Origin of the sequence: Chelatococcus sp. HY11 (assembly GCF_018398335.1) — a bacterium.
Classification (GTDB): domain Bacteria; phylum Pseudomonadota; class Alphaproteobacteria; order Rhizobiales; family Beijerinckiaceae; genus Chelatococcus.
In genome coordinates, this window is sequence record NZ_JAHBRX010000005.1 from 47,052 (window position 1) to 68,750 (window position 21,699).

17 protein-coding genes and 2 pseudogenes are annotated in these 21,699 nt (G+C 57.9%); 3 read left to right on the top strand and 16 right to left on the bottom strand.

Annotated elements, in window-relative coordinates; translation table 11 throughout:
• Positions 1–115: 115 nt before the first annotated feature.
• From KIO74_RS31245 to KIO74_RS31275, 7 genes are all read right to left on the bottom strand, one after another.
• Positions 116–1,204, bottom strand: a complete 1,089-nt coding sequence (locus KIO74_RS31245) for a CaiB/BaiF CoA transferase family protein (RefSeq protein ID WP_213339674.1) — start codon at positions 1,202–1,204, stop codon at positions 116–118.
• Positions 1,205–1,222: 18 nt separating this feature from the next.
• The gene (locus tag KIO74_RS31250; protein WP_213339676.1) at positions 1,223–2,902 is read right to left on the bottom strand and encodes a class I adenylate-forming enzyme family protein; all 1,680 of its coding nucleotides are present in this window, start codon (positions 2,900–2,902) and stop codon (positions 1,223–1,225) included.
• Between the two features lie 17 nt (positions 2,903–2,919).
• The gene (locus tag KIO74_RS31255) at positions 2,920–3,339 is read right to left on the bottom strand and encodes a nuclear transport factor 2 family protein (protein ID WP_213339678.1); all 420 of its coding nucleotides are present in this window, start codon (positions 3,337–3,339) and stop codon (positions 2,920–2,922) included.
• 31 nt (positions 3,340–3,370) lie between these two features.
• A complete protein-coding gene (locus KIO74_RS31260) occupies positions 3,371–4,129 on the bottom strand; it encodes an SDR family NAD(P)-dependent oxidoreductase (protein ID WP_213339680.1) in 759 nt (252 codons plus the stop codon).
• Positions 4,126–4,617: a VOC family protein gene (locus KIO74_RS31265; RefSeq protein WP_213339681.1), complete on the bottom strand. Its 492-nt coding sequence runs from the start codon at positions 4,615–4,617 to the stop codon at positions 4,126–4,128. Before KIO74_RS31265 ends, KIO74_RS31260 begins: the two co-directional genes overlap by 4 nt.
• A gap of 31 nt (positions 4,618–4,648) precedes the next feature.
• A complete protein-coding gene (locus KIO74_RS31270) occupies positions 4,649–5,812 on the bottom strand; it encodes an acyl-CoA dehydrogenase family protein (protein ID WP_213339682.1) in 1,164 nt (387 codons plus the stop codon).
• Between the two features lie 106 nt (positions 5,813–5,918).
• Positions 5,919–6,869 carry an alpha/beta fold hydrolase gene (locus tag KIO74_RS31275; protein WP_213339683.1) on the bottom strand — a complete coding sequence of 317 codons (951 nt, stop codon included), beginning with the start codon at positions 6,867–6,869 and terminating at the stop codon, positions 5,919–5,921.
• A 796-nt stretch (positions 6,870–7,665) separates the two neighbouring features.
• Between KIO74_RS31275 and KIO74_RS31280 the strand changes: the two genes are divergently transcribed.
• Positions 7,666–10,386: a winged helix-turn-helix domain-containing protein gene (locus KIO74_RS31280; protein ID WP_213339684.1), complete on the top strand. Its 2,721-nt coding sequence runs from the start codon at positions 7,666–7,668 to the stop codon at positions 10,384–10,386.
• The gene (locus KIO74_RS31285; RefSeq protein WP_213339712.1) at positions 10,383–10,655 is read left to right on the top strand and encodes an SDR family oxidoreductase; all 273 of its coding nucleotides are present in this window, start codon (positions 10,383–10,385) and stop codon (positions 10,653–10,655) included. Before KIO74_RS31280 ends, KIO74_RS31285 begins: the two co-directional genes overlap by 4 nt.
• Positions 10,656–10,694: 39 nt before the next feature.
• On the opposite strand, the gene KIO74_RS31290 is transcribed toward KIO74_RS31285, so the two are convergent.
• The 8 genes and pseudogenes from KIO74_RS31290 to KIO74_RS31325 all read right to left on the bottom strand — a co-directional run bounded on the left by KIO74_RS31290 (position 10,695) and on the right by KIO74_RS31325 (position 19,620).
• The gene (locus tag KIO74_RS31290; RefSeq protein WP_213339685.1) at positions 10,695–11,852 is read right to left on the bottom strand and encodes an acyl-CoA dehydrogenase family protein; all 1,158 of its coding nucleotides are present in this window, start codon (positions 11,850–11,852) and stop codon (positions 10,695–10,697) included.
• Positions 11,849–14,005: a 3-hydroxyacyl-CoA dehydrogenase NAD-binding domain-containing protein gene (locus tag KIO74_RS31295; protein ID WP_213339687.1), complete on the bottom strand. Its 2,157-nt coding sequence runs from the start codon at positions 14,003–14,005 to the stop codon at positions 11,849–11,851. The genes KIO74_RS31290 and KIO74_RS31295 overlap by 4 nt, the downstream gene beginning before the upstream one ends.
• A gap of 23 nt (positions 14,006–14,028) precedes the next feature.
• Positions 14,029–15,231, bottom strand: coding sequence for an acetyl-CoA C-acetyltransferase (locus KIO74_RS31300; RefSeq protein ID WP_213339689.1), 1,203 nt, complete (start codon positions 15,229–15,231; stop codon positions 14,029–14,031).
• A gap of 201 nt (positions 15,232–15,432) precedes the next feature.
• Positions 15,433–15,564: pseudogene (locus KIO74_RS31305) on the bottom strand (IS630 family transposase); the annotation flags it as partial.
• A 43-nt stretch (positions 15,565–15,607) separates the two neighbouring features.
• Positions 15,608–16,009, bottom strand: a pseudogene (locus tag KIO74_RS31310) (transposase); the annotation flags it as partial.
• A gap of 303 nt (positions 16,010–16,312) precedes the next feature.
• The gene (locus tag KIO74_RS31315) at positions 16,313–17,515 is read right to left on the bottom strand and encodes an NAD(P)/FAD-dependent oxidoreductase (protein WP_213339691.1); all 1,203 of its coding nucleotides are present in this window, start codon (positions 17,513–17,515) and stop codon (positions 16,313–16,315) included.
• A gap of 123 nt (positions 17,516–17,638) precedes the next feature.
• Entirely contained in the window at positions 17,639–19,147 is a 1,509-nt protein-coding gene (locus KIO74_RS31320) for a tripartite tricarboxylate transporter permease (RefSeq protein ID WP_213339692.1), read from the bottom strand.
• Complete coding sequence (locus tag KIO74_RS31325; RefSeq protein WP_213339693.1) at positions 19,147–19,620, bottom strand: tripartite tricarboxylate transporter TctB family protein; 474 nt, start codon at positions 19,618–19,620, stop codon at positions 19,147–19,149. The genes KIO74_RS31320 and KIO74_RS31325 overlap by 1 nt, the downstream gene beginning before the upstream one ends.
• Positions 19,621–19,886: 266 nt before the next feature.
• Here KIO74_RS31325 and KIO74_RS31330 point away from each other — a divergent pair, with 266 nt between their 5' ends.
• Positions 19,887–20,795 (top strand): Bug family tripartite tricarboxylate transporter substrate binding protein, encoded by a 909-nt coding sequence (locus KIO74_RS31330; RefSeq protein ID WP_213339694.1) that lies wholly within the window; start codon positions 19,887–19,889, stop codon positions 20,793–20,795.
• 53 nt (positions 20,796–20,848) lie between these two features.
• On the opposite strand, the gene KIO74_RS31335 is transcribed toward KIO74_RS31330, so the two are convergent.
• Complete coding sequence (locus KIO74_RS31335) at positions 20,849–21,673, bottom strand: IS5 family transposase (RefSeq protein ID WP_213331959.1); 825 nt, start codon at positions 21,671–21,673, stop codon at positions 20,849–20,851.
• Positions 21,674–21,699 lie beyond the last annotated feature (26 nt).

Genomic DNA, 21,699 nt, shown 5'->3' on the forward strand with positions numbered 1-21,699 from the left:
GGCTGACAGTCTGAGTCAGCTTCGCACCGATTTGAGACTTCCTTACGGTTCAAGGACGTTGGATGCAGTTCTCAGCCGAGTATTAACTCAGTTTATGGCCTCACATTTTTCTAAGCTAATTTGCCTCCGCTGACCATCGTGCCAGCACGTCCTCGAAGGTACAAGATGTGGCGGTCCCGATTACGCTCTGCGTTCGGCTGAAGCGTGGCGCAGGAGCAGGCTGTATGATACCGGCATGTTCGACAAAGGTCTTACGCGAGCGATTGTGCCGGTACTCAACCGCCTCGGACATGCTGAGGACTGGATAGACGCAGGCATCGCGGTCTTCGAAAAGAGCAGTCCACTCGTCGCGGCTTCGCGTCAAGAATCTGTCTGCGAAAGCGTCTGCCATCGCCTCATGGCCGGAAACGTCGTTTTGAGGGTAATCTGCGGGATCAAGGCCTAGCCCAGCGAGCAGTTCTGCGAAGAACTGCGGCTCAAGCGCACCCACCGACATATAACCGCCGTCAGAGCAGGCATAGCAACGATAAAAAGGGACGCCACCGTCTAGCATGTTCGACTGACGCTGCTCGTTCCAGCCGCCATTCTGCCGCAGTGCATGGAAAAGAGCCATAAGCAGCGGGGTGCCGTCGGACATCGCGGCATCAACGACCTGTCCAATTCCGCTGCGGCGAGCCTCAGTCAATGCTGCCAGAACTCCGACAGCAAGCATCATAGCGCCGGCGCCATAATCGCCTACAAGATTGAGCGGCGGAATGGGCGTACGGCCCCTTTCGCCAATGGCGGCAAGCGCGCCCGCCACGGCGATATAGTTGATATCGTGTCCTGCACGTGAGGAGAGCGTACCGTCTTGTCCCCATCCGGTCATGCGGCCATAAACCAGCGTGGGCTGTCGTCCGAGGCACACGTCGGGTCCCAATCCTAGCCTTTCCATCACACCAGGCCGAAGTCCCTCGATCAGCACTTCTGCCTTCTCGATCAGCGCCAAAGCCGCGTCGCGACCGGCCGGTTCCTTTAGGTTGAGTACGATGTCGGTGCGGCTGCGATGAAGGATAGATCCTCCGACATCGTCATAGGAAACTTGTCCGCCGGCCCGCGCAATGCGAACAATGTCTGCACCCATGTCTGCAAGTAGCATCGCACACATCGGCACCGGCCCGATTGCATCCAACTCTACGATCCGCAGCCCCGCTAAAGGTCCCACTCCTTGTCTCCGATATCGTTACTGTAAGGTGCTGGACGATCTGCCGAGAAAGCGCGCGATGTCGATCTTACCGGTCGGCACGAAGGTTTCGACCAACTTATACTTCTGGATCTTGGTTGTGCTCATCGGCCATTCGGTCACGAACCGAATATATCGAGGTATCTTGTAACTGGCGATGCGACCCACGCAGTATTCGACGAGCTCGCCCTCAGTCACCGCTTCACCCGACTTCATCTCGACAAATGCAGCGGCCACCTCTACGAGGTGGTCGTCTGGCACCGAAATGACCTGGGCCATCTTTACTTTTGGATGCCTTGTCAGGAAGCTCTCGATCTCGACGGCAGCAACATTCTCCCCACCGATTTTGAGCATATCCTTGATGCGACCGGCATAGGCCAGAAGTCCTTCTTCATCTATCCAGCCAGCATCACCGCTCCGCAGCCATCCGCTCGGCAACAACACCTTTGAAGTTTGATCCGGATCCTTGTAATATCCTGAAAAAATCGCTCCGCTAATTAGGATTTCACCGCGCGTGCCGGCGGGCACGTCAGCAAGCGTTTCCGGATCAACGATGCGGATCCTGTGGACGCTCAGCGGACTTCCCACACGCGTCACACGCTGTTCGAGGGTCTCGGTCGGCTTTGACATGGTGCTGACGCCGCCAGATTCAGTCAGGCCGAAACATCCTATCTGCGTTGCCTGTGGAATGGCAGCAGCGAACTTGCGCAACAACTCCGGGGCACCGATATTGAGCATAAGCCGGAGTCGAGAGAGGTCTCGCCGACTGAAATCAGGGTGGTCTATGAGGGCCGCAGTCAGGGTTGGGAACGCTGGGTAGCAGATCGTCGCGCCCCACGTTTCCATCTCATTCAATGCTTGTCCGGCGTCGAAGTGTGTCTGGCAGAGATAGGCTGCCCCGATCTTCCGGCACGCATTCAAAGGTAGATGTGACGACAAATGGTAGAAAGGAAGAGGATTCCAAAATACGTCGTTTTGTTCGAGAGCCAATCGATCTGCCATCGCATCGGCGACTTCGCTCACTGTACGGTGGCTGATCATGCAGGCCTTGGGCTGCGCGGTAGTGCCGGAGGAAAAGATGACTAGAGCGGCGTCCTCAGATTGTACCGAGCTCACCCGCTGAGCAAGTGTTTCGTCAGATACGCTGGCTGAGCCGGCAATGAATTCACGCTCAGCTGGCCAGTTGACTTCGTCCGGCGCGTCGAAGTGAAATACGGCGCGTAGTTTCGGCGCCCCGGCAGCGGCCAACGGTTCGCCTTTGTACCAGGTTGCAAGTTCTGGAAACTGGCCGCAAAGCAGCGATTTGAGATCGAGATGCGGCTGACCTGAGCCGGTCGTGAACAATACGGCTATGTCCGCATGTTCTATGACGAAGCGCAGGTCCTCACCCCGATAGCGAGCGTTGAGGACCACCGCTGCTGCCCCGATCATATTGGCGGCACCAACCAGAACAGCATAGTCCCAGTTGTTTGGCATCAGTATGCCGACATGCTCGCCGCGCTTAATTCCAAGCGCGAGCAGGGCACGGGCTGCGGCAATAGTCTGACGTGCGAACTCCGCATAGCTTGCATGTCGCTCCGAAAGGATGAATGCGGTGCGATCGGGCCAGCGTTGCGCAGCCTCCAGTATGGAATTGCCGATGGTACCCGGTCTAGCGCGCAGAATCGTTTCTAAAGACATGAGTGGATCGTTTTAAGTTAGATCTTGGCAGCAAAGATGGTGTCGCGGTAGGCAATCTTCCATTGCCCATCCTCGACTTTGAATTGGTCGACATACTTGGCGACGACATAGGGGTCTTCCAACTTGGGTAGACCATCAGCATTTTTGCCATAGCTGCGGAAGACCGTAACGTAGGACGTAGCCTCGCCGCTTTGTGGACCATCAATGTTGATGAGCATGTTACTGCAGACATGAATTAGCGGATCAGTTGTCAGCTTATCGAAGAACGCCGCTATGGCCGCCTGTCCTTTGAACTCACCATCCGGGCGCCTCAGCACGCCATCGCGCGAAAATAATGAGATCAGTTTCTTGAAATCGCGGGTATCGACGCACTCGCAATACTCGATCATCAGGCGTTCACATGCGCGCTCTGCCATCAACAATGCCAAATCAGTCAATTTTCTCTCCTTTTCACATTGCAAACATGAGCTAAAGCGACAGACCGCCATCTACAATGATTGTCTGTCCGGTAATGAAGCCGGCTTCGCTGGAACATAGAAACGCCACAGCAGCAGCCACATCGGCACCGACTCCGAAGCGACGCAGCGGCGTGCGGCGCTTGGAGTTAGCCCAAACCTCCTCGGTATAGGTGGTCTGCATCAAGGCGCCCCCGATGCCTACCTCCATGATGCCTGGCGCTACGGTGTTGGCCCTTACCCCGAAGCGACCCTCCTCCTTTGCTATTGCCCTGCACAGCGTTTCCGTTCCCGCCTTTGAGATGGCGGAGAGGGCATCGCCTGGAACGAACCAGTGCGAAGCGACGGAACCGATATTCACGAGGCTGCCACGCGTCTCGCGCAGGACCGGAAGCACATGCCGAACCAATGCGATGAAGCCCATCAACTCGACCGTGACGACTTCCTGCCACTGTTGATGCGCTAGCTTAGACACGTATTCCTGAGGGATGTGGACGCCGGACGAGTAGATGACAGCACGCAAGCCACCATTGCTCCTGCGATGTGCGGCTTGAATCACGGCCGCGATCGCATTATCGTCGGAAATCTCGAGGGGGTGGGCTGCAATTGACGTAATCTCTTCGAGATCGCTAACAATCGCTCTCGCCTTCGCCGCGCTGCTGCGATACGTAAAGTCGACATACGGCCAGTTGACTGCCAGACGCCTTACGATGGCGCTCCCCAGTCCCCCTGTCCCGCCAAGGACAAGCGCGCCTCCATCTTCGCGCATCATTTTCCGGCGCTCCCAACGGGATGCCAGCGGCCATCGTTGTCGGATTTATATGGCGATGCGATCTCGATCAAAACACCATGTGCGCTCTTTGCAGATGCCCATCCCCACTTTTGCCATTCCTCTTCATCGCCGTAGAACAGTTCCTTCGTTGGGATCTTAATTCCCTTCGCCTCGAGTTGGTCCAAGGCCCCCGGGACGTTCTTGGTCGTGAAGCACAAATGATGCACATGCTCACCCCGCTGCTGCAAGCGATCGTATAACGGAGTGTTTGGAGCCGGCTGCATCAACTGGATCTCGGTGCCGTGATCCGCTACAAAGCATGCCCACCGCAGGCCGGCATCTTCGCCGCCACCGAAGGAGTCGTATTTCACGATTCGCTTCTTGAGCTGGTCAGGGTCTAGCACTTCGAGGATTTGAGTCCAATCATCGATCGCTTTATCGAGATCGTGGACAAGAAGGCAGACATGAGCAAACGGACCAGACGGCATGAAAACCTCGTTATATTAAGGTGGTTGTTGACTAGAAGGAACGCGGCAAGCCGAGGCTTTCCGCAATTGAGTTGCGCACCATCTCGTTGCTGATTGGCGAGATGCGCAGGATACGGTGGTCGCGCCAATAGCGTTGCATGTCAGTTTCCGCCGAATAGCCCATACCGCCGAGGATCTGGATGCCGAGATCGGCGGCGCGACCGACCGCTTCAGAAGCCATCATCTTCAGCATATTCGCCTGCTGCCCGCATGGCATGTCGTTTGACTGGAGCCAAGCCGTGTAGTGGAGCATCAGTTCGGTCTGCTGACGCCAGGTCGCGATATCAGCGATATAGTGTTGGATCGCTTGGAACTGACCGATCGGCCGGCCGAACGCCTTGCGAGTCTTGGCGTAGTCGACGGCGTCCTCGAGAACGGCATCAATAGTGCCGAGGCACTGGGCCCCCACAAGGATGCGCTCATTGTTCAGCGTTGGCAGCAACATGTACCAGGCGTTGCCCGGCTCACCCAACACGAGATTATCTGGAACAAAGACATCCTGGAGTGTGACCGAGCACGATCCAACTGAGCGCATGCCCAGCTTGGGAATCATACTAGTGGTGACACCAGGACTCTTGGCCGGTAGGAAGAACAGGGTCACTCCGTGATGACGCTTTTCAACATTCTTTTCAGTGCGCGCTAGTAGTAGAATGTAATCGGCGACATGTGCCGCTGTGCACCATGTTTTTTCGCCGTTTATAATCCATCCTCCCTCGGTTCGCTGCGCGAATGTCCTGAGTGCTCCGAGTACGTCGGTTCCGCCGCCCGGCTCAGTGAAGCCGATTGAGACACGGCATTCGCCAGTTGCTATCTTGGGAAGAAATCTCTGCTTCTGTTCCGGCGTTCCGTAGACACCGATTGATTTGGCACCCGCGAACGATGTAGGCATCCAGACGAGCAGCAAACCTGCCAGCGACCGCGAAACCTCGCGGGCGAAGATGGCTTGCGTTAGTACGTCTCCGCCAAGGCCGCCGTATTCCTCGTCGATACCCAGACCATGGAATCCGGCCTGATTGAACTTCTCCCAAAGCTCAAACGGATAGTTCCCCTCGTCGCGCTCCAGCTCACGCGCCAGCGACTTGGGCATTTCAGCATCCACCCAGCGGCGAACCGTGTCACGAAAAGCAGCGTGTTCTTGAGGAAGGTTGAAGTCCATGTTGTTTACCAGTTGTCATCGTCTATGCTGGCCAGATTAGGAAAGCGGCCATTAGGCTGCACCTATCTATCGATATGCGATGTGCGCAGCCGTTTGTTGCTTCGCTTCAGTACTCCGACGGGTCGGAGACGGGATGTCGGGTATGACGATGAACAAATTCCAGCGCCGCGTTACAAAAGAACTCCCAATTGCTGGACTTCATCAGATGGCCTTGGCCTTCTATGTTGACCACCTCGGCACTAGGGCAATCTCTAAGGAAATCGGACACGCAATCAGGTGTGACCAAATCGCTTTCGGTCCCACGCACCAGCAGCGTCGGCACTTCAAGCCGGCGCGCTGCTTGCCTCAGGTTCCTTTCGAGGTCGACAGGATCGAGATTTGCATCCAGTGCCGCTTGGGGATCCCAACGCCAGTAGAATCGACCGTTATTGTGCTTGATGAGCGAGCGGCCGATATTGGACATAGGCTTGTCCAGCGGACGTTCAGCATAGAGGCTGAGGGCGGCGGCCGCCGCCGCCCTGTCGGCGAAGCCTTCCACACTCTCACTGAGGAAGTTTCGGATTCGGTTTAGGCCAACGGCATTAAGCCTCGGCGTCAAATCTACAAGCACAAGGCAATTGATCACCTCACTGCCTAGTTTGGCTGCCGCCGCAAGCGCCACTCGCCCGCCTAACGACGCGCCGATGAGGATCGGCCGCCCGGGAGATGAACGCACGATGCTGATGAGATCGCTGACGTGGGCCTCTAGCGAATAGTCACCCTTCGCTGACCAGTCACTTTCGCCATGTCCTCGCAGATCGTAAGACACGACGGAAAAGCCACCCAAAGCAAATACCTCCAGCGCCCGGCGCCATGAGCGCCGACTCTGGGCGCCGCCATGCAGGAAGATGATGCGGGAGCGCCAGGGTTCTCCGGCGATGTCAGCAGAAAGATTGAGTCCGTCAGCTGTGGCGAACTCGGCCGGCGCGATTGATCCGTTCTGCCTCGGCCGACCTTCACCGGGTAGGAACGCCGCCATAATGTGGCCGCCTCGCAGGGCGCTGTTGTCGACACTCATGAAAAGAACACCTTTATCTCAGGCGGCATGAAGCTGGAATCCTCGCCGCGATCTGTGAGGTTGGCCAATGGCTGTTGGACGTTGATCCTGCGAGCGTGCCTCCCCGAACATAAAACGCGTAAAATAGTGGCTCCCATGGGAGCGCGTAGGCGATTGCGCTGCGCTAGATTGCGAGGCCGTCGCATAGGTGTGGTACGGAGCCTGCTCAGTGTGGAGAACGAAAAGGCGTTCGTCGCCACAACGACATGAACTGCGTTGACCATGCGCCTAGAGCAATGGCGGTTCTGATAGAGCCAGTGCATTGCCACTATCTCACTGTTTTAGCACCACTTTCCATGGCGAATCATACTCCGATGCCAAGCCCGTTGCTCTAGACGCGAGTTTGAACGTGAACGGAAAACAGCGCCTCGGAAGCTCCAAGATCAACGAAGGCGGATAGCGGTGGCCACCTTTGGTCACGCTTGCCTGAGCGGCAACGGATGTATATAATGTTACTTTTCAAGGTTGGCAGATCGGTTCGACTAATAGGCACTGCGCGCATATCCCATTTAGCTGAACTTACACCATCACCATTTATACTCTCGGCACTGAGCTTACATGGCACCTATCCAAGGACAGGCATTTACTTACTTTGGATATGAAATACAGTATGGGTCTGCCCTAGAGCATTTTTCGGCGAAGTGGATCCGGTTCGCCGTCAAGAAATGCGGCACAACAAAGAAGAGAGCCGATTCCATGCAAATGGAATCAGCTCTAGCTTATGGGAGGAGCCACTGCATGCCAGCAGAGCCACTGCATGCCAGCATCAGCCATCAATTCGACTCCTGATGCACCATCTTATATCGGCAAACATGTCATCGACCGCCCTCGCTTGCGCGGGATGGCGTCGGACCTATTGACGTTCCGCCTGACCCATATCGGCGCTCCGGCCGGTTTCGGCAAGACGACATTAATGCGACAATGGTACGAGACTCTAATGGATTGCGGCCGGACCGCCATCTGGCTCAATGCGAGCCGCCACGAGCATGATATTGTGCATAGCTTGATCCAGGTGCTATCGCCAGCGATGCCGAATCTGCATGATGTATTGGAGCGCGGTGATCACGTCGCCGGCTTCCGGACGACGGATCTGGAAGTCCGAGCCTTGCTGCGAGCGACCATGGATTGGGATCGCCCCCTGGCTGTCTTTATCGATGAGGCCGATCTCCTTTCAAAAGAGTCAGGCCACTCACTACTTCGCCTGATCGAGTGGCTGCCGCAGAACGTTTCCTTCATCTGCGCGTCGCGGGGTCGGCTGCCCTTTCCAACCGCCCGCCTGCTCTCATTGGGCGAGGTCAGGAGGATCGGCATCGAGGAGCTTCGGTTCACTCCGCAGGAAATGCTGGAAGCCGCAAAAAGGACAGGTATCACGAATCTGCTTCCCGCCGAAGTCGAGAAACTTCACGCGCGCACGGAGGGATGGGCCACCGGGGTAAAGCTGGCATTGTTGGCTATGCGTGGCCAGACGGACCGGGCACGCCTGCTTGCCTCGTTTTCCGGGCACAAAAGCCTCGTTGCAGATTTCTTCTCGGAGACTGTATTAGGCCAGCAGACCGAGGAAGTGCAGAATTTTTTGATGCGGACTGGCCTACTCGAGCAGTTCACCGCAGACATGTGCGATGCAGTATTGGGGTTTCCCGGGAGCCGCGAACTGTTGTCCCAGATCGAGAATGGGGGCCTATTCCTCATACCATTGGATGATGAGCGTAACCTCTACCGGTACCACGGCCTTTTTGCTTCATTTCTTGAGCGCAGGCTCAACGATCTCGAGCCTGGAGTGGCTCACGAACTCCATCGTTCCGCCAGCCGCTGGCTGATGGAGGCTGGTCAGTACCGCGCTGCCATTGACCACGCGATCAAGGGCGGCGACGTGGCGTGGCTAGTCGAGATGCTGGATCACACTTGTGAACACCTGACCTATCGCGGGTCCATGACCTATCTCGAGGAGCTTGCAAACCAGCTGCCAGCCGAGATCGTGGCGAAATGGCCGCGCTTGCTAATGGTACTTGCGTGGGCCCAGATTCGGCGCATGCAAATAGAGAGCGCCGAGCGATTGCTCGATCTTGCACGTGCCCGCATCGAGGAGATGGAGGTTGAAGGGACCGACCCATCTGAAGTCGCGAAGCTACACTATACTCTGGGCCATCGCGAGATGCTCTTGGCAGCGGCGCTGGATAAGTTCTCAGAGGTGGAGACGCTGGTCAAACGTCTGCAGCAGCATGACGTTGACCCTCATCCCTATATTGCCTGCACGCTGTTCGGCCAGAAAATTCGAGCGCTGCGGGAGCAGTTCAAAATGACCGACTTGGAGAAGTTGGAAGCAAAGGCGCGCGGCGTTCTGGAAAAATCAGGCTTCAAATTCGCTTATGTAGCACTGCAAGGGATTGTGGGATCGTCCCTTCATGCCATCGGCCGCACCGCAGCAGGCAAACAGGCGTTGGAGCACGGACTATCACAAGCCGTGAGTTTCAGCGGCGAAAATACGGGCCTCGGTGCTTTGCCTGCCCTGCCGCTCGCTGAACTGGCCTATGAATCCAACGATCTGCAAACCGCCCGCTCTTTAATTTCTGGTTATCTCGGGAAGGCACGAGTCTATGGTTTTGCCGATGAACTAGCATGCGGCTACACGGTCGCAGCCCGCTTGTATGTCGTAGACGAAGATTTTGAGGCGGCATTCCGCATCCTGGACGAAGCAAGTTCAATTGCGCTTGAGTGCGGTATCGAACGTCTCCGCATGCGCGTGATAGCCGAAAGGGTCCACCTCTATCTTCGGCTCGGCTATATTGATCGGGTGTGGCAACTCACGCAATCCAACATACCTTCCGAGCCGGATTCCCTGTTGCCGAGTTCTGCAAGTACATCGATTGACGAGGCAGCCGCCACGATATTCGTGCGGTACGCGATGACGGCGGGCGAGCAAAAGAATGCATGGCATGTTGTTAACCGGTGGCGTCAATTCACGATTCACCGCGGCGCTGTCCGTTCGCAGTTGCACTGGAATTTGCTAGCTGCCCAATGCCATTATCTGATGGGCGATCGACGGGCCGCGCAGCGAAATCTGCGCGAGGCTGTGATCTACGGAGCCGAAAATCGCCTGCTGAGGTCGTTCATCGATGAGGGCGCAATAATCCGCGAGCTCCTTGAGGAAGCCTATGGCGATAGCCATGGCGCGAAGCATCCGGCCGAACACTTTGCGCGTGAGCTCTTGCAGGAGTTTGGAGGGGGACGATCGGGGCCCGCTGCGCTCGAACCAGAATTCTCCGATGAACTAGGGTTTAGCGGCAAGATCACGGGCCGTGAGATCGAGATACTGAACTTCGTCGCCGCTGGCTTGAGGAACCGTGAGATTGGGTCGAGACTTGGGCTCACGGAAGGTTCCGTGAAATGGTATATGCAACAGATTTACGACAAGATTGGCACTAGGCGCCGCACGGTGGCGGTAGAACGCGCGCGACAGTTCGGGCTGTTAGGGCAATAGCAAAGGAGGAGGGTCGCTTCGGGGTAAGGGCCAACACCGTAGCGCCAGGCATCATGGAGGTAGGCATCGGGGGCGCCTTGATGCAGACCACCTATACCGAGGAGGTTTGGGCTAACTCCAAGCGCCGCACGCCGCTGCGTCGCTTCGGAGTCGGTGCCGATGTGGCTGCTGCTGTGGCGTTTCTATGTTCCAGCGAAGCCGGCTTCATTACCGGACAGACAATCATCGTAGATGGCGGTCTGTCCGGTAATGAAGCCGGCAAACACTAGATCAGGCTCGCGCTGAAACAACCTGGTTAGAGTTCATAGCTAGACAAGCTTCCGCTCGTCCAAACCGAGCGAACGGCCGACAATTTCGCGCATAATCTCCGATGTGCCAGCAAAGATACGGCTGACGCGGGCATCGGTGTACATCCGACAAATCCGATATTCATTCATGTAGCCTGCACCGCCATGCAGCTGAACGCAGTCGTCCATCACTCTTCCTTCAAGTTCGCTCGTCAAAAGCTTGGCCGCCGACGCATCCTCCGCCGCCAGTTTTCCCTCGTTCAGCAGCAGCACGCACTGGTCGACATACGTTTGCGCCATATCTAGTTCGGCGCGCATTGACGCCATCTTGAAGCGCGTATTCTGGAATGCGCCTATGGGCTTGCCGAACGCGCGCCGCTCCTTGACAAAGTCGAGCGTTAGGTCAAACGCCGTCTGGGCTGTTGCCATAAAGCCGATGGCGGCAACCAATCTTTCCTGCGCAAGAAAACGTGCGAGATAGGCGAAGCCCTTACTAGGATCCCCCAGGGCGTTTGCCTTTGGCACCTTCACGTCATTGAAAAAAAGCTCGGCCGTATCCTGCGCTTTCATACCCATCTTGTCGAGCTTGCGACCTCGCTCGAATCCTTCCATACCGCGCTCGACGACAAACAGCCCAAGTCCGTGGTGGCTGGTAGGATCGGTACGGGCTGCCACGACCACTAGGTCAGAGAGGATTCCGTTGGAAATGTAGGTCTTGGCACCATTAAGCAGCCAATGGTCGCCCATATCCTCGGCGCGTGTGCGCATGCCCGCAAGGTCGGAGCCGGTGGACGGCTCGGTCATCGCCACGGCAAGGATCTTCTCCCCATTGACGATGCCAGGCATCCAGCGATCCTTCTGCTCCTCGGTGCCCAGCTTGGCAATGTAGGGCGCCACCAGATCATTGTGGAGGTTAATGTAGAAACCTATGTCGCCATGGCGCATATTTTCTTCAATGATGATCTGCTCGAAGCGAAAGTCATCGATGCCAGCACCGCCATATTTCTCCTCGGCCCATGTGCAGAGCAGGCCCTGCGCTCCCGCCTTGAGGAACAGTTCCCGATCCACCATTCCTTGCGCGCGATAGTGCTCAGTATTGGGCGCAACCTCAGCCTGCATGAACTTGGTTACGCTGTCGCGGAACTGTTCATGCTCCTCGGAAAAGATCAGTCTTCTCATGCGGATTCACATAGCTTTGCGGGAGTGGATGCGGGATAGAAACTCTCTCCCTTGCGGGCCTTTGCGCGAAGCCATTGAGATGGCAGGAATCTCGGCCCGAATTTCTCGGCGAGCCGGTTAGCCTCGGCAACAAAGGTTGCGATACCGACCATCTCAATGTAGCTGATCGTGCCGCCTGTCCAGACCGGGAAACCCCAACCAAAGACCGAACCTAGATCGGCATCCTGCGGCGTCTTGAGAACGCCTTCCTCGAGACAGCGTGCGGACTCTATCGCCTGCGCATAGAGGAAGCGCTCCTTCAGTTCGTCGATGTCGTAGTCCTGCCTTAGCGGGAAATGCTTGGACAACCCCTTCCAGAGATGTTTCTTGCCACCTTCCAGGTAGTCGTAGAACCCACCGCCCGACCTGCGTCCAGACCGTCCGATTTGATCGCGCATCTTGCGCAAGATGGGCACACCTACAGGCGGCACATACTTGATACCATCTTCTGCAATGGCCTGGTCAACGATCTTCAGGGGCAGGTCAAAGCTAAGTTCGTCGAGCAGTGCAAGTGGGCCGGTCGGCATTCCGACCATCCTGGCCGCATTTTCGATGACGGCTGGCGGAATTCCTTCGCCCAGCATCGCCGCACCTTCATGGATCAGTGTCTGGAAGACCCGACTCGTGTAGAAGCCGCGGCTGTCATTGACGACGATCGGCGTTTTACGCAGTTGCGCAATGTAGTCGAGAGCCCTGGCCAGCGTCTCCTGCGACGTTTGCTTACCTGTGATAACTTCGACGAGTCCCATCCGGTCGACCGGCGAGAAGAAATGGATGCCGATGAACTGGTCTGGCCGCTTGGATACCTGCGCCAGCCCGGTGATGGGAAGGGTGGACGTGTTGGTGGCGAAAACCGCGTTTTCTGGAATCACGGCCTCGGCCTTGCGCGTGGTATCGACCTTAATCGCCGTATCTTCGAACACGGCCTCGACTATCAGGTCGCAGTTTTCCAGGAACGCGAAATCGTCGGTGGGTGTGATACGCGACAGCACCTGATCCGCCGCATCTAGTGTGAGCTTGCCCTTTTCGACCAGCTTCGACTGCACTTCGATGGTATAGGACTTGCCCTTCTCGGCGGTCGCCATGTCGCGATCGAGCAGCACGACCTCGATTCCGGCATTGGCAGAGACATAGGCGATACCCGCCCCCATCATGCCGGCCCCCAACACGCCGACCTTTCTGACCTGCGACTTGGCTACGCCGGCTGGCCGACGCACACCCTTCTCTGCCTCCTGTTTGGATATGAACGTAGTGCGAATTATGTTGCGCGCGACTTGGTGGCTCAGCAGCTTGGCGAAATATTTGCCTTCAACGGCAAGCGCCTTGTTGAAGGGAAGCTGAAGCCCTTCGAACACACAGGCAAGGATCGCCAGCGGTGCGGGCGCATTGTAGCCCTTCTGTGCGATGCGCGCCGCTGCCATGGAATAGGCGGCGCTATCCTCAGGCACGATCATACCCTTCTTCTGGGGGGGCACCCAGCCCTTCTTATCCCATGGCCGTACCGGATCGGGACCCGTGGCAAGCCAGTCACGCGCCCGGTTGATTGCTTCAGCCGCTGGCACCACTTCATCGACCATCCTCAGCTTGAGAGCCTCGGCGGGCGCAACCGACCGGCCTGACAGGAGCAGGTCGAGCGTGGTGTCCATTCCTACGAGGATGCCAAGTCGCACGGTGCCGCCGGAGCCCGGCAGCAGGCCGAAATGTACCTCTGGTAGGCCGACCAGTGCCTTGGCGTCATCGACCAATATCCTGCGATGACAAGCCAGCGCCAATTCGAATCCGCCGCCTAACGCGAGGCCATTGATCACGGCCACCCAAGGCTTTCCGGACTGTTCAATAGCCCGGTGCATATCGGTCGCGCGCTTCGAAAAGGCGTAGGCTTCATGCTTGCTGTAGCCACGCACGAGCTGCTTCAGATCGGCTCCAGCCATGAAAGTCCTCTTGGCCGAGGTCAGAATCACACCCTTAACGTCCTCATCCTGCGCAAGAGCTTGGATGGCGTGTTCCATATCCGCGATGAATGCGTCACTCACGACGTTCATTGTTTCGTCGGCATTATCGAGAAAAAGCGTTGCAAAGCCCTCGGCAGCCTTCTCGATCCTTAGATGTCGCATGGTACTTGCTTTCGGTATGGCGCTCAGACGCGCTCGATGATGCAGGCAGCGCCGAGCCCGTTGGCTGCACAGAGGGAGATGGCGGCGGTCTCGAGGTCGCGGCGTTCGAGCTCGTCCAGCACAGTGCCCACAAGCATCGCACCGGTCGCGCCGAGGGGATGACCCATCGCAATCGCGCCGCCGTTCACGTTGACTCGGTCATGAGGCAGCTCCATCTCGTTCATGAAGCGCAAAACGACACTGGCAAACGCCTCGTTGAGCTCCCAGAGGTCGACGTCGTTTTTACTCATTCCGGCGGATCTAAGCGCCTTCAGACAGACCGCGGCCGGCGCAGTGAGCATGATTGTCGGCTCCGATCCGATATTAGCGTAAGCAACAATGCGGGCACGCGGTCTCATGCCCGCCTTCTCGCCGAACACTTTGGAGCCGAGGAGCACCAGACCTGCGCCATCTACGATGCCGGAGCTGTTGCCGCCGTGATGGACGTAGTTGATTGCCTCCAGCTGCGGATAGCGGTCCTTGGCTACAGCCTCAAACCCGGCCTTCCCGAATGCCTCGAATGAGGGCTTGAGCTTTGCAAGGGTCTCAAGCGTCGTGCCAGGACGCATATGCTCGTCATGGTCGAGCACCACGTCGCCAAGCACATCCTTGACCGGAACGATCGCACCCTTGAACCGGGCTTCCTGCCAAGCTTGCGCTGCTCGGTTCTGACTTTCGACCGCGAACGCATCCACGTCCTCTCGAGTGAAGCCATCCAGGGAAGCGATTAGGTCGGCACCGATACCCTGCGGTGCGTAGTGATTCCGGAAGGCGATGGTTGGGTCTGATGTCCAAGCACCGCTGTCATAGCCCATCACGGTGCGGCTCATTGATTCGACGCCGCCGCCAATGCCCGCCTCGATCATTCCGGAGTGAATCTGCGCCGACAGCAGGTTCACTGCGTCAAGGCCCGTAGCGCAGAACCGATGGACTTGCTGACCACCAACTGTCTGGGCATAGCCTGCCTGAAGCACGGCTGCTCGCGCCAGTACGCCGCCCTGCTCACCGACCGGCTGCGCCATGCCGATGATGACATCGTCGAGTAACGACGTCTCGAGGTCGTTACGGTCACGCAAAGCTTCAAGCAATTGCGTGGCTAACTGAACCGAGGTGATTTCGTGGAGAGCCCCATCGGGGCGTCCCTTGCCGCGAGGCGTGCGTACATGATCGTAGATATAGGCTTCCATTGAATTCGTCCCGCCGAATGACTTTCCGCACAGGCGCCATCCCTCGAGTGGAGCGACGCGTCCTTGTCCGAATATCGGCGTTACATCCGGATCGCGCCTATCGAACGGAAGGTGGCCGTTGCCGTTGCATGAGCCTTGGCATCATGAGAATAGGCGGCTATCTAAGGGGCGTTCCGTTTTGACCTTTAAACTCCTTTGCTCCTAGTGCACTGACTCATTCGGAAGGATCAGGCTGACGGTGACCTTGGCGAGAATGGCTTCGGCTGTTTTGGTCCATACGAAAGGACGCGGCTTGTCGTTGTGTTCAGCGATGTAGCGGTTGATGGCTAATTGGTCGGCCCTGAATAATGCGGCGGCACGAGGCGGGCGCTGGATTTCAGGCGACCAGAGAAGTATCCGATTGCGCGAATGAACTGATCAGGGCTGCCATGAGCCAGGCGATAAAAAGCCTGAGCCAGTTCAGGATCAGCCGTAGATTATGTCCGGCCACCACGAGGAGCGCGTTGATCGCATCCCCGGCCGCTCCGAGCAGGTGATTGCGTCCCAGCCGCCCGTCCGCCTTCATGTGCCCGATCATCGGCTCGATCGCGGACCGGCGTCTCAGCTCCCGTTTGATCGTCGGCGTGAGCCCTCGCCGCTGGCGGGCGATGAACACGCGCTCCTTGTGCGCATAGTCATGCCCACGATAGCCCAGGTCGACGTAAACGCGTGCGGGCTCCACGTCAGTCATGGCCACGACCTGGTCGATCGTGGTGTTGAGCGATGGCGGGGCTCCCGGATCGTCAAACAGCCCGCATGCGCCTCCGCGGCCCAGCACCAAACCTATTCTGAATCAAACACTTGGATCGAGCAATAAAATTGCTCACCAGCCTCTAAAGCAGATGCGCGCTCGACGACCCGCTGACTGATTGCTCGTCCGCTCGCCGCATCTCAAGCGCTTTCCTCTTTCCTGAGAAGTGGTAGGTTGCGCCTGTGTCAACAGCAATTTCCCATCCAAATCTCGGGCGGACGACCTCCATAGCAACGACAGCTAAGTCGCGAGAATGCCGAGCACCAGCGCGAAGAGGCTATCCAGAAAATCCTACAGGTCGCTTAGCTCGACAGAGTTGTCTGCAAGCGCCATCGGATCTAACCTCGCGCCCTGAACTATCAGACGGCGGGCCAACATGTGATCGGCTGGCGAATTGACGGTTTCGGCGGCCTGAAGCCTGTCGTCATCCAAGAGAAAGACTGAGAACCTGCCGCTGCCAATGTCTCCACGTACGACCTCAGTCAGGCCGGGCTTCGTTAGCCCGGCAATCTGCAGGCGCGCGGCTCCCTGAACCGACCAGAACCACGGTAGAGCGTCATAGGGCTGAAGTGTGCCGGTCAGGCGGGCGGCTAACGTCCGGGCGTGATCGCACGCGTTCTGGACAGATTCAAGTCGTGTCGGGCCCGGCAAGTGGATGCTCGGATACACCGCGCAATCGCCAATTGCGGAGATCGCTGGGTCCGAGGTCGCAAGAAAATCATCAACGACCACGCCGTTGTTGATTTCGAGTCCGGCGGCGGCCGCAAGTTCAACGTTCGGCATGACACCGGCAGCAAGAAGCACTGCATCGGCCTCTAAATGAACGCCGCCTGCCAACAGCACATTGACCCGGCCATCACAGTGCTCCACGGCTTCCACCTGACGCGACAGATGAACCCCGACGCCGCTGTCATGATGGAATTTCAGGAACCACTCAGAGACTGTCGGCGACACGGCTCGCTGCATGAGACGTGGCGCCATCTCGACTACATCTACCTCGATGCCCATTAAGCGGAGCAAACCGGCTGCTTCCAAACCGACAAAGCCGCCACCAATGACAACGATGCGACGAAAGTTGCGAATGCGCTTGGCGAGATCCCTTGCGTCTGTCAGAGAGCGGAGCTGAAGAATATCGTGATGATCGATGCCCGGAACTGGTGGCCGTCTGTTGCGAGCTCCTGTGGCGAGCACAAGATGGTCGTACGCGAGCACTTCGCCGTTGGATAGTATCACAGAGCGGACGGCCCGGTCGATAGCGGCCACTGACACCCCAAGCCGAAGCCCGATCTTCTGCTCTTCGTAAAATTTGGCCGGACGCAGCACCAGCGGACTTCCTAACCGCTTGATGTAGTCCTTCGAGAGCGGTGGGCGCTGATAGGGCACCTCCCCTTCGTCCGACACGAGATCGATTGCCCCGGCAAATCTCCGCTGGCGTAGTGCAGCGGCAAGCTCCACGCCCGCATGACCTGCCCCCACAATTATCACAGAGTTCATGCGTCCTCCTAGCCGCCCAGCTTCGAGGCCCGGCGCGAGGCCGCGATGACCACTAGCTGGAACGGTTGCATCTTCCGACATAATGGGTCGAATTGCTTCATGACGTAGCGTGCGGCACGCAATTCAGCCATCTTCAACGAAAATCTCTTTACGTCGCTGTTGCACTGCTGGCGCGACGAGAAACACCAGGATGGCAGCGGAGGCGAGAAGCAGAACGGCGCTGATCGGCTTCTGCATGAATATCAATGGATCGCCGCCGGAAATGATCAGCGAACGTCGAAGGTGATCTTCAAGCATCGGCCCAAGAATGAAGCCAAGGATGAACGGTGGCAGCTCGCAATCCAGCTTTATGAGGATATACCCCGCCAAACCTGCACCAGCCAGAATGAAGATAGAGAACTGCGTGTTAGTAACGCTGAATGCTCCAATTGCTGAAAAGGTGACGATCGCAGGAAAGAGGACAACGTATGGAAGGGACAGCATCGAGGTCCATAGCCCGACAAGCGGAAGATTGAGCACGACTAGCATCGCGTTGCCGATCCACATCGACGCAATCAGCCCCCAGAAGAGCTCGGGATTTGCGTTTATCACCCCAGGCCCGGGAGTGATCCCCTGCATCAACATGCTGCCTACCATAAAGGCCATGATGATGTTAGACGGGATGCCGAGCGACAGCATCGGAATGAACGACGTCTGCGCTCCGGCGTTGTTCGCCGCCTCCGGGGCCGCGACGCCCTCTATTGCGCCCCGCCCAAATTCAGCGGAGTTTGGCGAGACCCGCTTCTCCACGGTGTAGGCGACGAACGAGGACAAGAGCGCGCCGCCTCCTGGCAGAACCCCCAGCAGCGATCCGATGATCGTCCCACGCGTGATCGGCGCTGTCATGCGCCTGAAATCGGTGCGGGTCGGCCAAAGCGACTGCATCTTCAGGACTGTCGTCGGCTGCTCGTCCGTCTTCTCCAGATTGCGGAAGATCTCGCTGAGCCCGAACATGCCGACCGCGATGGCAACGAAGTCAAAACCGTCCATCAGTTCGATGGTTCCGAAGGTGAACCTTGGAGCGCCAGAATATATGTCGAGCCCCGTCAGTCCCAGCAGGAGTCCCAGGCAAATCATTCCGATCGCCTTTATTACAGACCCGGAGGCCAACGTTATAGATAAGATCAGGCCGAGGACCAGAAGCGAGAAATACTCGGGAGAGCCCACGCTCAGCGCAAGGGTCGTAAGCGGGATCGCGATGACGGAAATCAGCAGCGTCGCAAACGTTCCAGCGACGAACGAACCGATAGCTGCCGCGGCAAGCGCCGGCCCAGCCCTGCCTTTCTTTGCCATCTGATGGCCGTCGATGGTCGTGATCGCCGATGCCGCCTCGCCAGGCATGTTCACCAGAATGGCCGTCGTCGATCCACCGTACTGGCTGCCATAGTAGATGCCGGCCAGCATGATCAGGGCGGTTGTCGAATCTAGCCCGAGTGTGAATGGCAGCAGGAGCGCGATCGTCGCGACCGGACCGATGCCGGGAAGGACGCCGATAGCAGTACCGAGCAGTGTTCCCAAAAGGCAGTAGAGCAGGTTGGTGGGACTCGCCGCGACCGAGAACCCCAGCATCAGATTGTCAAGCAGATGCTGCATTATCCCCTCCCGTAGAAGAAGACGGGGCCCAGCAGCGGAAGAGGCAGCTTGAGTAGTAAGCCAAAGACCAGCGCGCAGAATATCGCCACGCCGAGGCTTGTCAGCGTCGCAGTGCGCAAGCTGATGCCAGACTTTGCAAGGCAGGTCACGAAGGCGATCATGAAAGCGCCGGGGAGAAGTCCAAGCATGGAGACCAGCGCTCCAAATAGGACGAGCGATATGGTGATCGCTGATACGGCTCGCCAAGCGATGGCGCCGCTGCCGCTGCCATTTCCATCTGCAAGGATGAACCCTCGTGCCAACACCACTGCGCCGATGGCGACGAGGAGAAAACAGAGGGCGACCGGAAAGAAGCCTGGCCCCATATTGAGGGGCGTACCCACTCGCATGGTAAGATAGGCATTGATGCCGTAGCCGAGTCCGAAACCCAGGAAGATCAGCCCTGTTCCCAGGTCTTTGACGTTGACACTCATTCGCTCCTCCACTTCGAGGCGATGCCCGCTGGCGCCCTCACTATCCTTCGTACCCCGTGCGTGATATCGGCACCTATCCACCGATAGGTTCCTTTGCACTCGCCACCGTTCCTATTGTGTCCCGGACTTCTCGAACCGTCACGCCGACGACCGCGGAAAGCCGAATGTATTGATATGGGAGGACCAAGGAAATGCCTACACTACGTGTCGCCTCAATGCTCTTCACAACCATCGGACTGGCCGCGTCGACGCTGGCTGGCGCCAGCATGGCGCTTGCGCAGCAGTATCCGGGCAAGCCTATCACCATCGTGGCCAACCTCGCGCCGGGCTCCACCGGCGACATGATCGCACGCGAAGTTGGCGCGGTTTTGTCAACCCGACTCGCCCAGCCTGTCCTAATTGAGAACAAGGCTGGCGCCGGCGGAATGCTGGGCGCCCAGGATGTGGTGAAAGCCGCGCCCGACGGCTACAGGCTTCTGTTGACGTCGAGCGGCTTGACGGCCGAGCAGAGCTTGCGGTCCAGTGACTTCGACATTCGCGAGAAGCTTGCGCCGATCACCGATGCGGTGTCTATCTCTCTTGGCCTCATGGTCAATTCTAAGATGCCTGCAAAGACCGTTCAGGAGTTCATTGCACTCGCGAAGGAGCGGGACGGCTCATTACGCTTTGGTTCAGCGGGAGTCGGCAGTGCGATCCACCTCGCAGCTGAGAGCTTTCTCCTCGCTGCGGGCATCAAGATGGTCCACGTCCCATACCAAGGTGGTACGGCGGTCGTGACTGGTCTTCTGCAGGACGAGATTCAGGCGATCGTCTTCGACCCGACCGCCGCAGCCGGTATGCTTCAGGCAGGACAGCTCCGGATGGTGGCGCTGGGCGGCAACTCTCGCTCTCCGAACTACCCCGACACGCCCAGCTTCAGCGAGGGCGGGCTGCCCGGCTTTGATCCAGGTGCTTGGTACGGCTTCTTCGCCCCGAAGGGAACCCCTGCGGAAATCATCCAGACATTACAGAATAACATCGCTGAAGCGCTAAAGGACCCAGCGGTTTTCAAGAAGTTCTCCGAGAAGGGGTTCCGCATAGTGGGTTCCTCTTCCGACAAGTTCGCCGTTCGCATCAACGAAGATGTCGAGCACTGGAAGCGGGTCATCGAGGACGCGAAGGTCAGCGTGAAGTAGCCGCCGAACCAAGAAGTTCCCCGGCATTGCTGTGAGAGTCCGTTTGAGAATGGTCATGGATGGACACTTCTTCGGAGCATGAGGCTGCCGAGAGCGAGGTGGATCATCGCCTCTGAAACGTCGATCCGCTTCTCATAATCGCGAACGAGCCGTTTCCAGCGCGTCATCCATCCGAAGGTGCGCTCGACGACCCAGCGTCTGGGCAGCACCTTGAAGCCCGGCTCCTTGTCGGAGCGACGGATGATCTCGAGGACGAAGTCCTGATATGCCGCGGCGTCCATAAGGCGGGTGCGGTCGTAGGCACCGTCGGCAAACAGATGCTTGAGCCATGGCCATCGCTTGCGGACGGCCGCGACGATCGTTTGAGCACCGGCGCTGTCGGAGATGTCGGCAGTGGTCAGATTGACCATGAGCAACCTACCATCGGTATCGACGGCAATGTGCCGTTTACGACCGACCACCTTCTTACCGGCATCAAAGCCCCGCTTTTCCGCAGCTGGTGCCTTGATGGACTGGCTGTCAACGACGGCGGCCGTCGGGCTCTGTTCACGCCCTTCGCGCTCGCGGTCGAGCATCAGTGTGACGTCGTGGATCGTACGGAACAGTAGCCGGCGCACGAAGCGGCGGAACCACCAATACACCGTCTGCCAGGGCGGAAAGTCGTTCGGCAACATCCGCCATCCACCACCTGTGCGCGCCAGATAGCGAAGCGCATCAAGCACATCACGCAGGTCCGTCGCCGGCTTGCGTCCACGCTTGGCCACCGGTGGTAGAAACGGCTCAACGAACAGCCATTCTTCGTCCGTCAGATCGGTCGGGTAGCGCTTCGATCGCTTCTCAAATCCAGCCATCCGGCTACGGCTCGCTCGGGTCCACATCCCAAGCTTGAATCATGACCCAGCCG

Bases quoted from the DNA above. Each gene is read 5' to 3' on its own strand.
- KIO74_RS31250 (WP_213339676.1), bottom strand. From the start codon at position 2,902: ATGTCTTTAGAAACGATTCTGCGCGCTAGACCGGGTACCATCGGCAAT.
- KIO74_RS31260 (WP_213339680.1), bottom strand. From the start codon at position 4,129: ATGATGCGCGAAGATGGAGGCGCGCTTGTCCTTGGCGGGACAGGGGGA.
- KIO74_RS31275 (WP_213339683.1), bottom strand. From the start codon at position 6,869: ATGAGTGTCGACAACAGCGCCCTGCGAGGCGGCCACATTATGGCGGCG.
- KIO74_RS31270 (WP_213339682.1), bottom strand. From the start codon at position 5,812: ATGGACTTCAACCTTCCTCAAGAACACGCTGCTTTTCGTGACACGGTT.
- KIO74_RS31330 (WP_213339694.1), top strand. From the start codon at position 19,887: ATGGCGCTTGCGCAGCAGTATCCGGGCAAGCCTATCACCATCGTGGCC.
- KIO74_RS31315 (WP_213339691.1), bottom strand. From the start codon at position 17,515: ATGAACTCTGTGATAATTGTGGGGGCAGGTCATGCGGGCGTGGAGCTT.
- KIO74_RS31265 (WP_213339681.1), bottom strand. From the start codon at position 4,617: ATGCCGTCTGGTCCGTTTGCTCATGTCTGCCTTCTTGTCCACGATCTC.
- KIO74_RS31300 (WP_213339689.1), bottom strand. From the start codon at position 15,231: ATGGAAGCCTATATCTACGATCATGTACGCACGCCTCGCGGCAAGGGA.
- KIO74_RS31280 (WP_213339684.1), top strand. From the start codon at position 7,666: ATGCCAGCATCAGCCATCAATTCGACTCCTGATGCACCATCTTATATC.
- KIO74_RS31335 (WP_213331959.1), bottom strand. From the start codon at position 21,673: ATGTGGACCCGAGCGAGCCGTAGCCGGATGGCTGGATTTGAGAAGCGA.
- KIO74_RS31320 (WP_213339692.1), bottom strand. From the start codon at position 19,147: ATGCAGCATCTGCTTGACAATCTGATGCTGGGGTTCTCGGTCGCGGCG.
- KIO74_RS31325 (WP_213339693.1), bottom strand. From the start codon at position 19,620: ATGAGTGTCAACGTCAAAGACCTGGGAACAGGGCTGATCTTCCTGGGT.
- KIO74_RS31290 (WP_213339685.1), bottom strand. From the start codon at position 11,852: ATGAGAAGACTGATCTTTTCCGAGGAGCATGAACAGTTCCGCGACAGC.
- KIO74_RS31295 (WP_213339687.1), bottom strand. From the start codon at position 14,005: ATGCGACATCTAAGGATCGAGAAGGCTGCCGAGGGCTTTGCAACGCTT.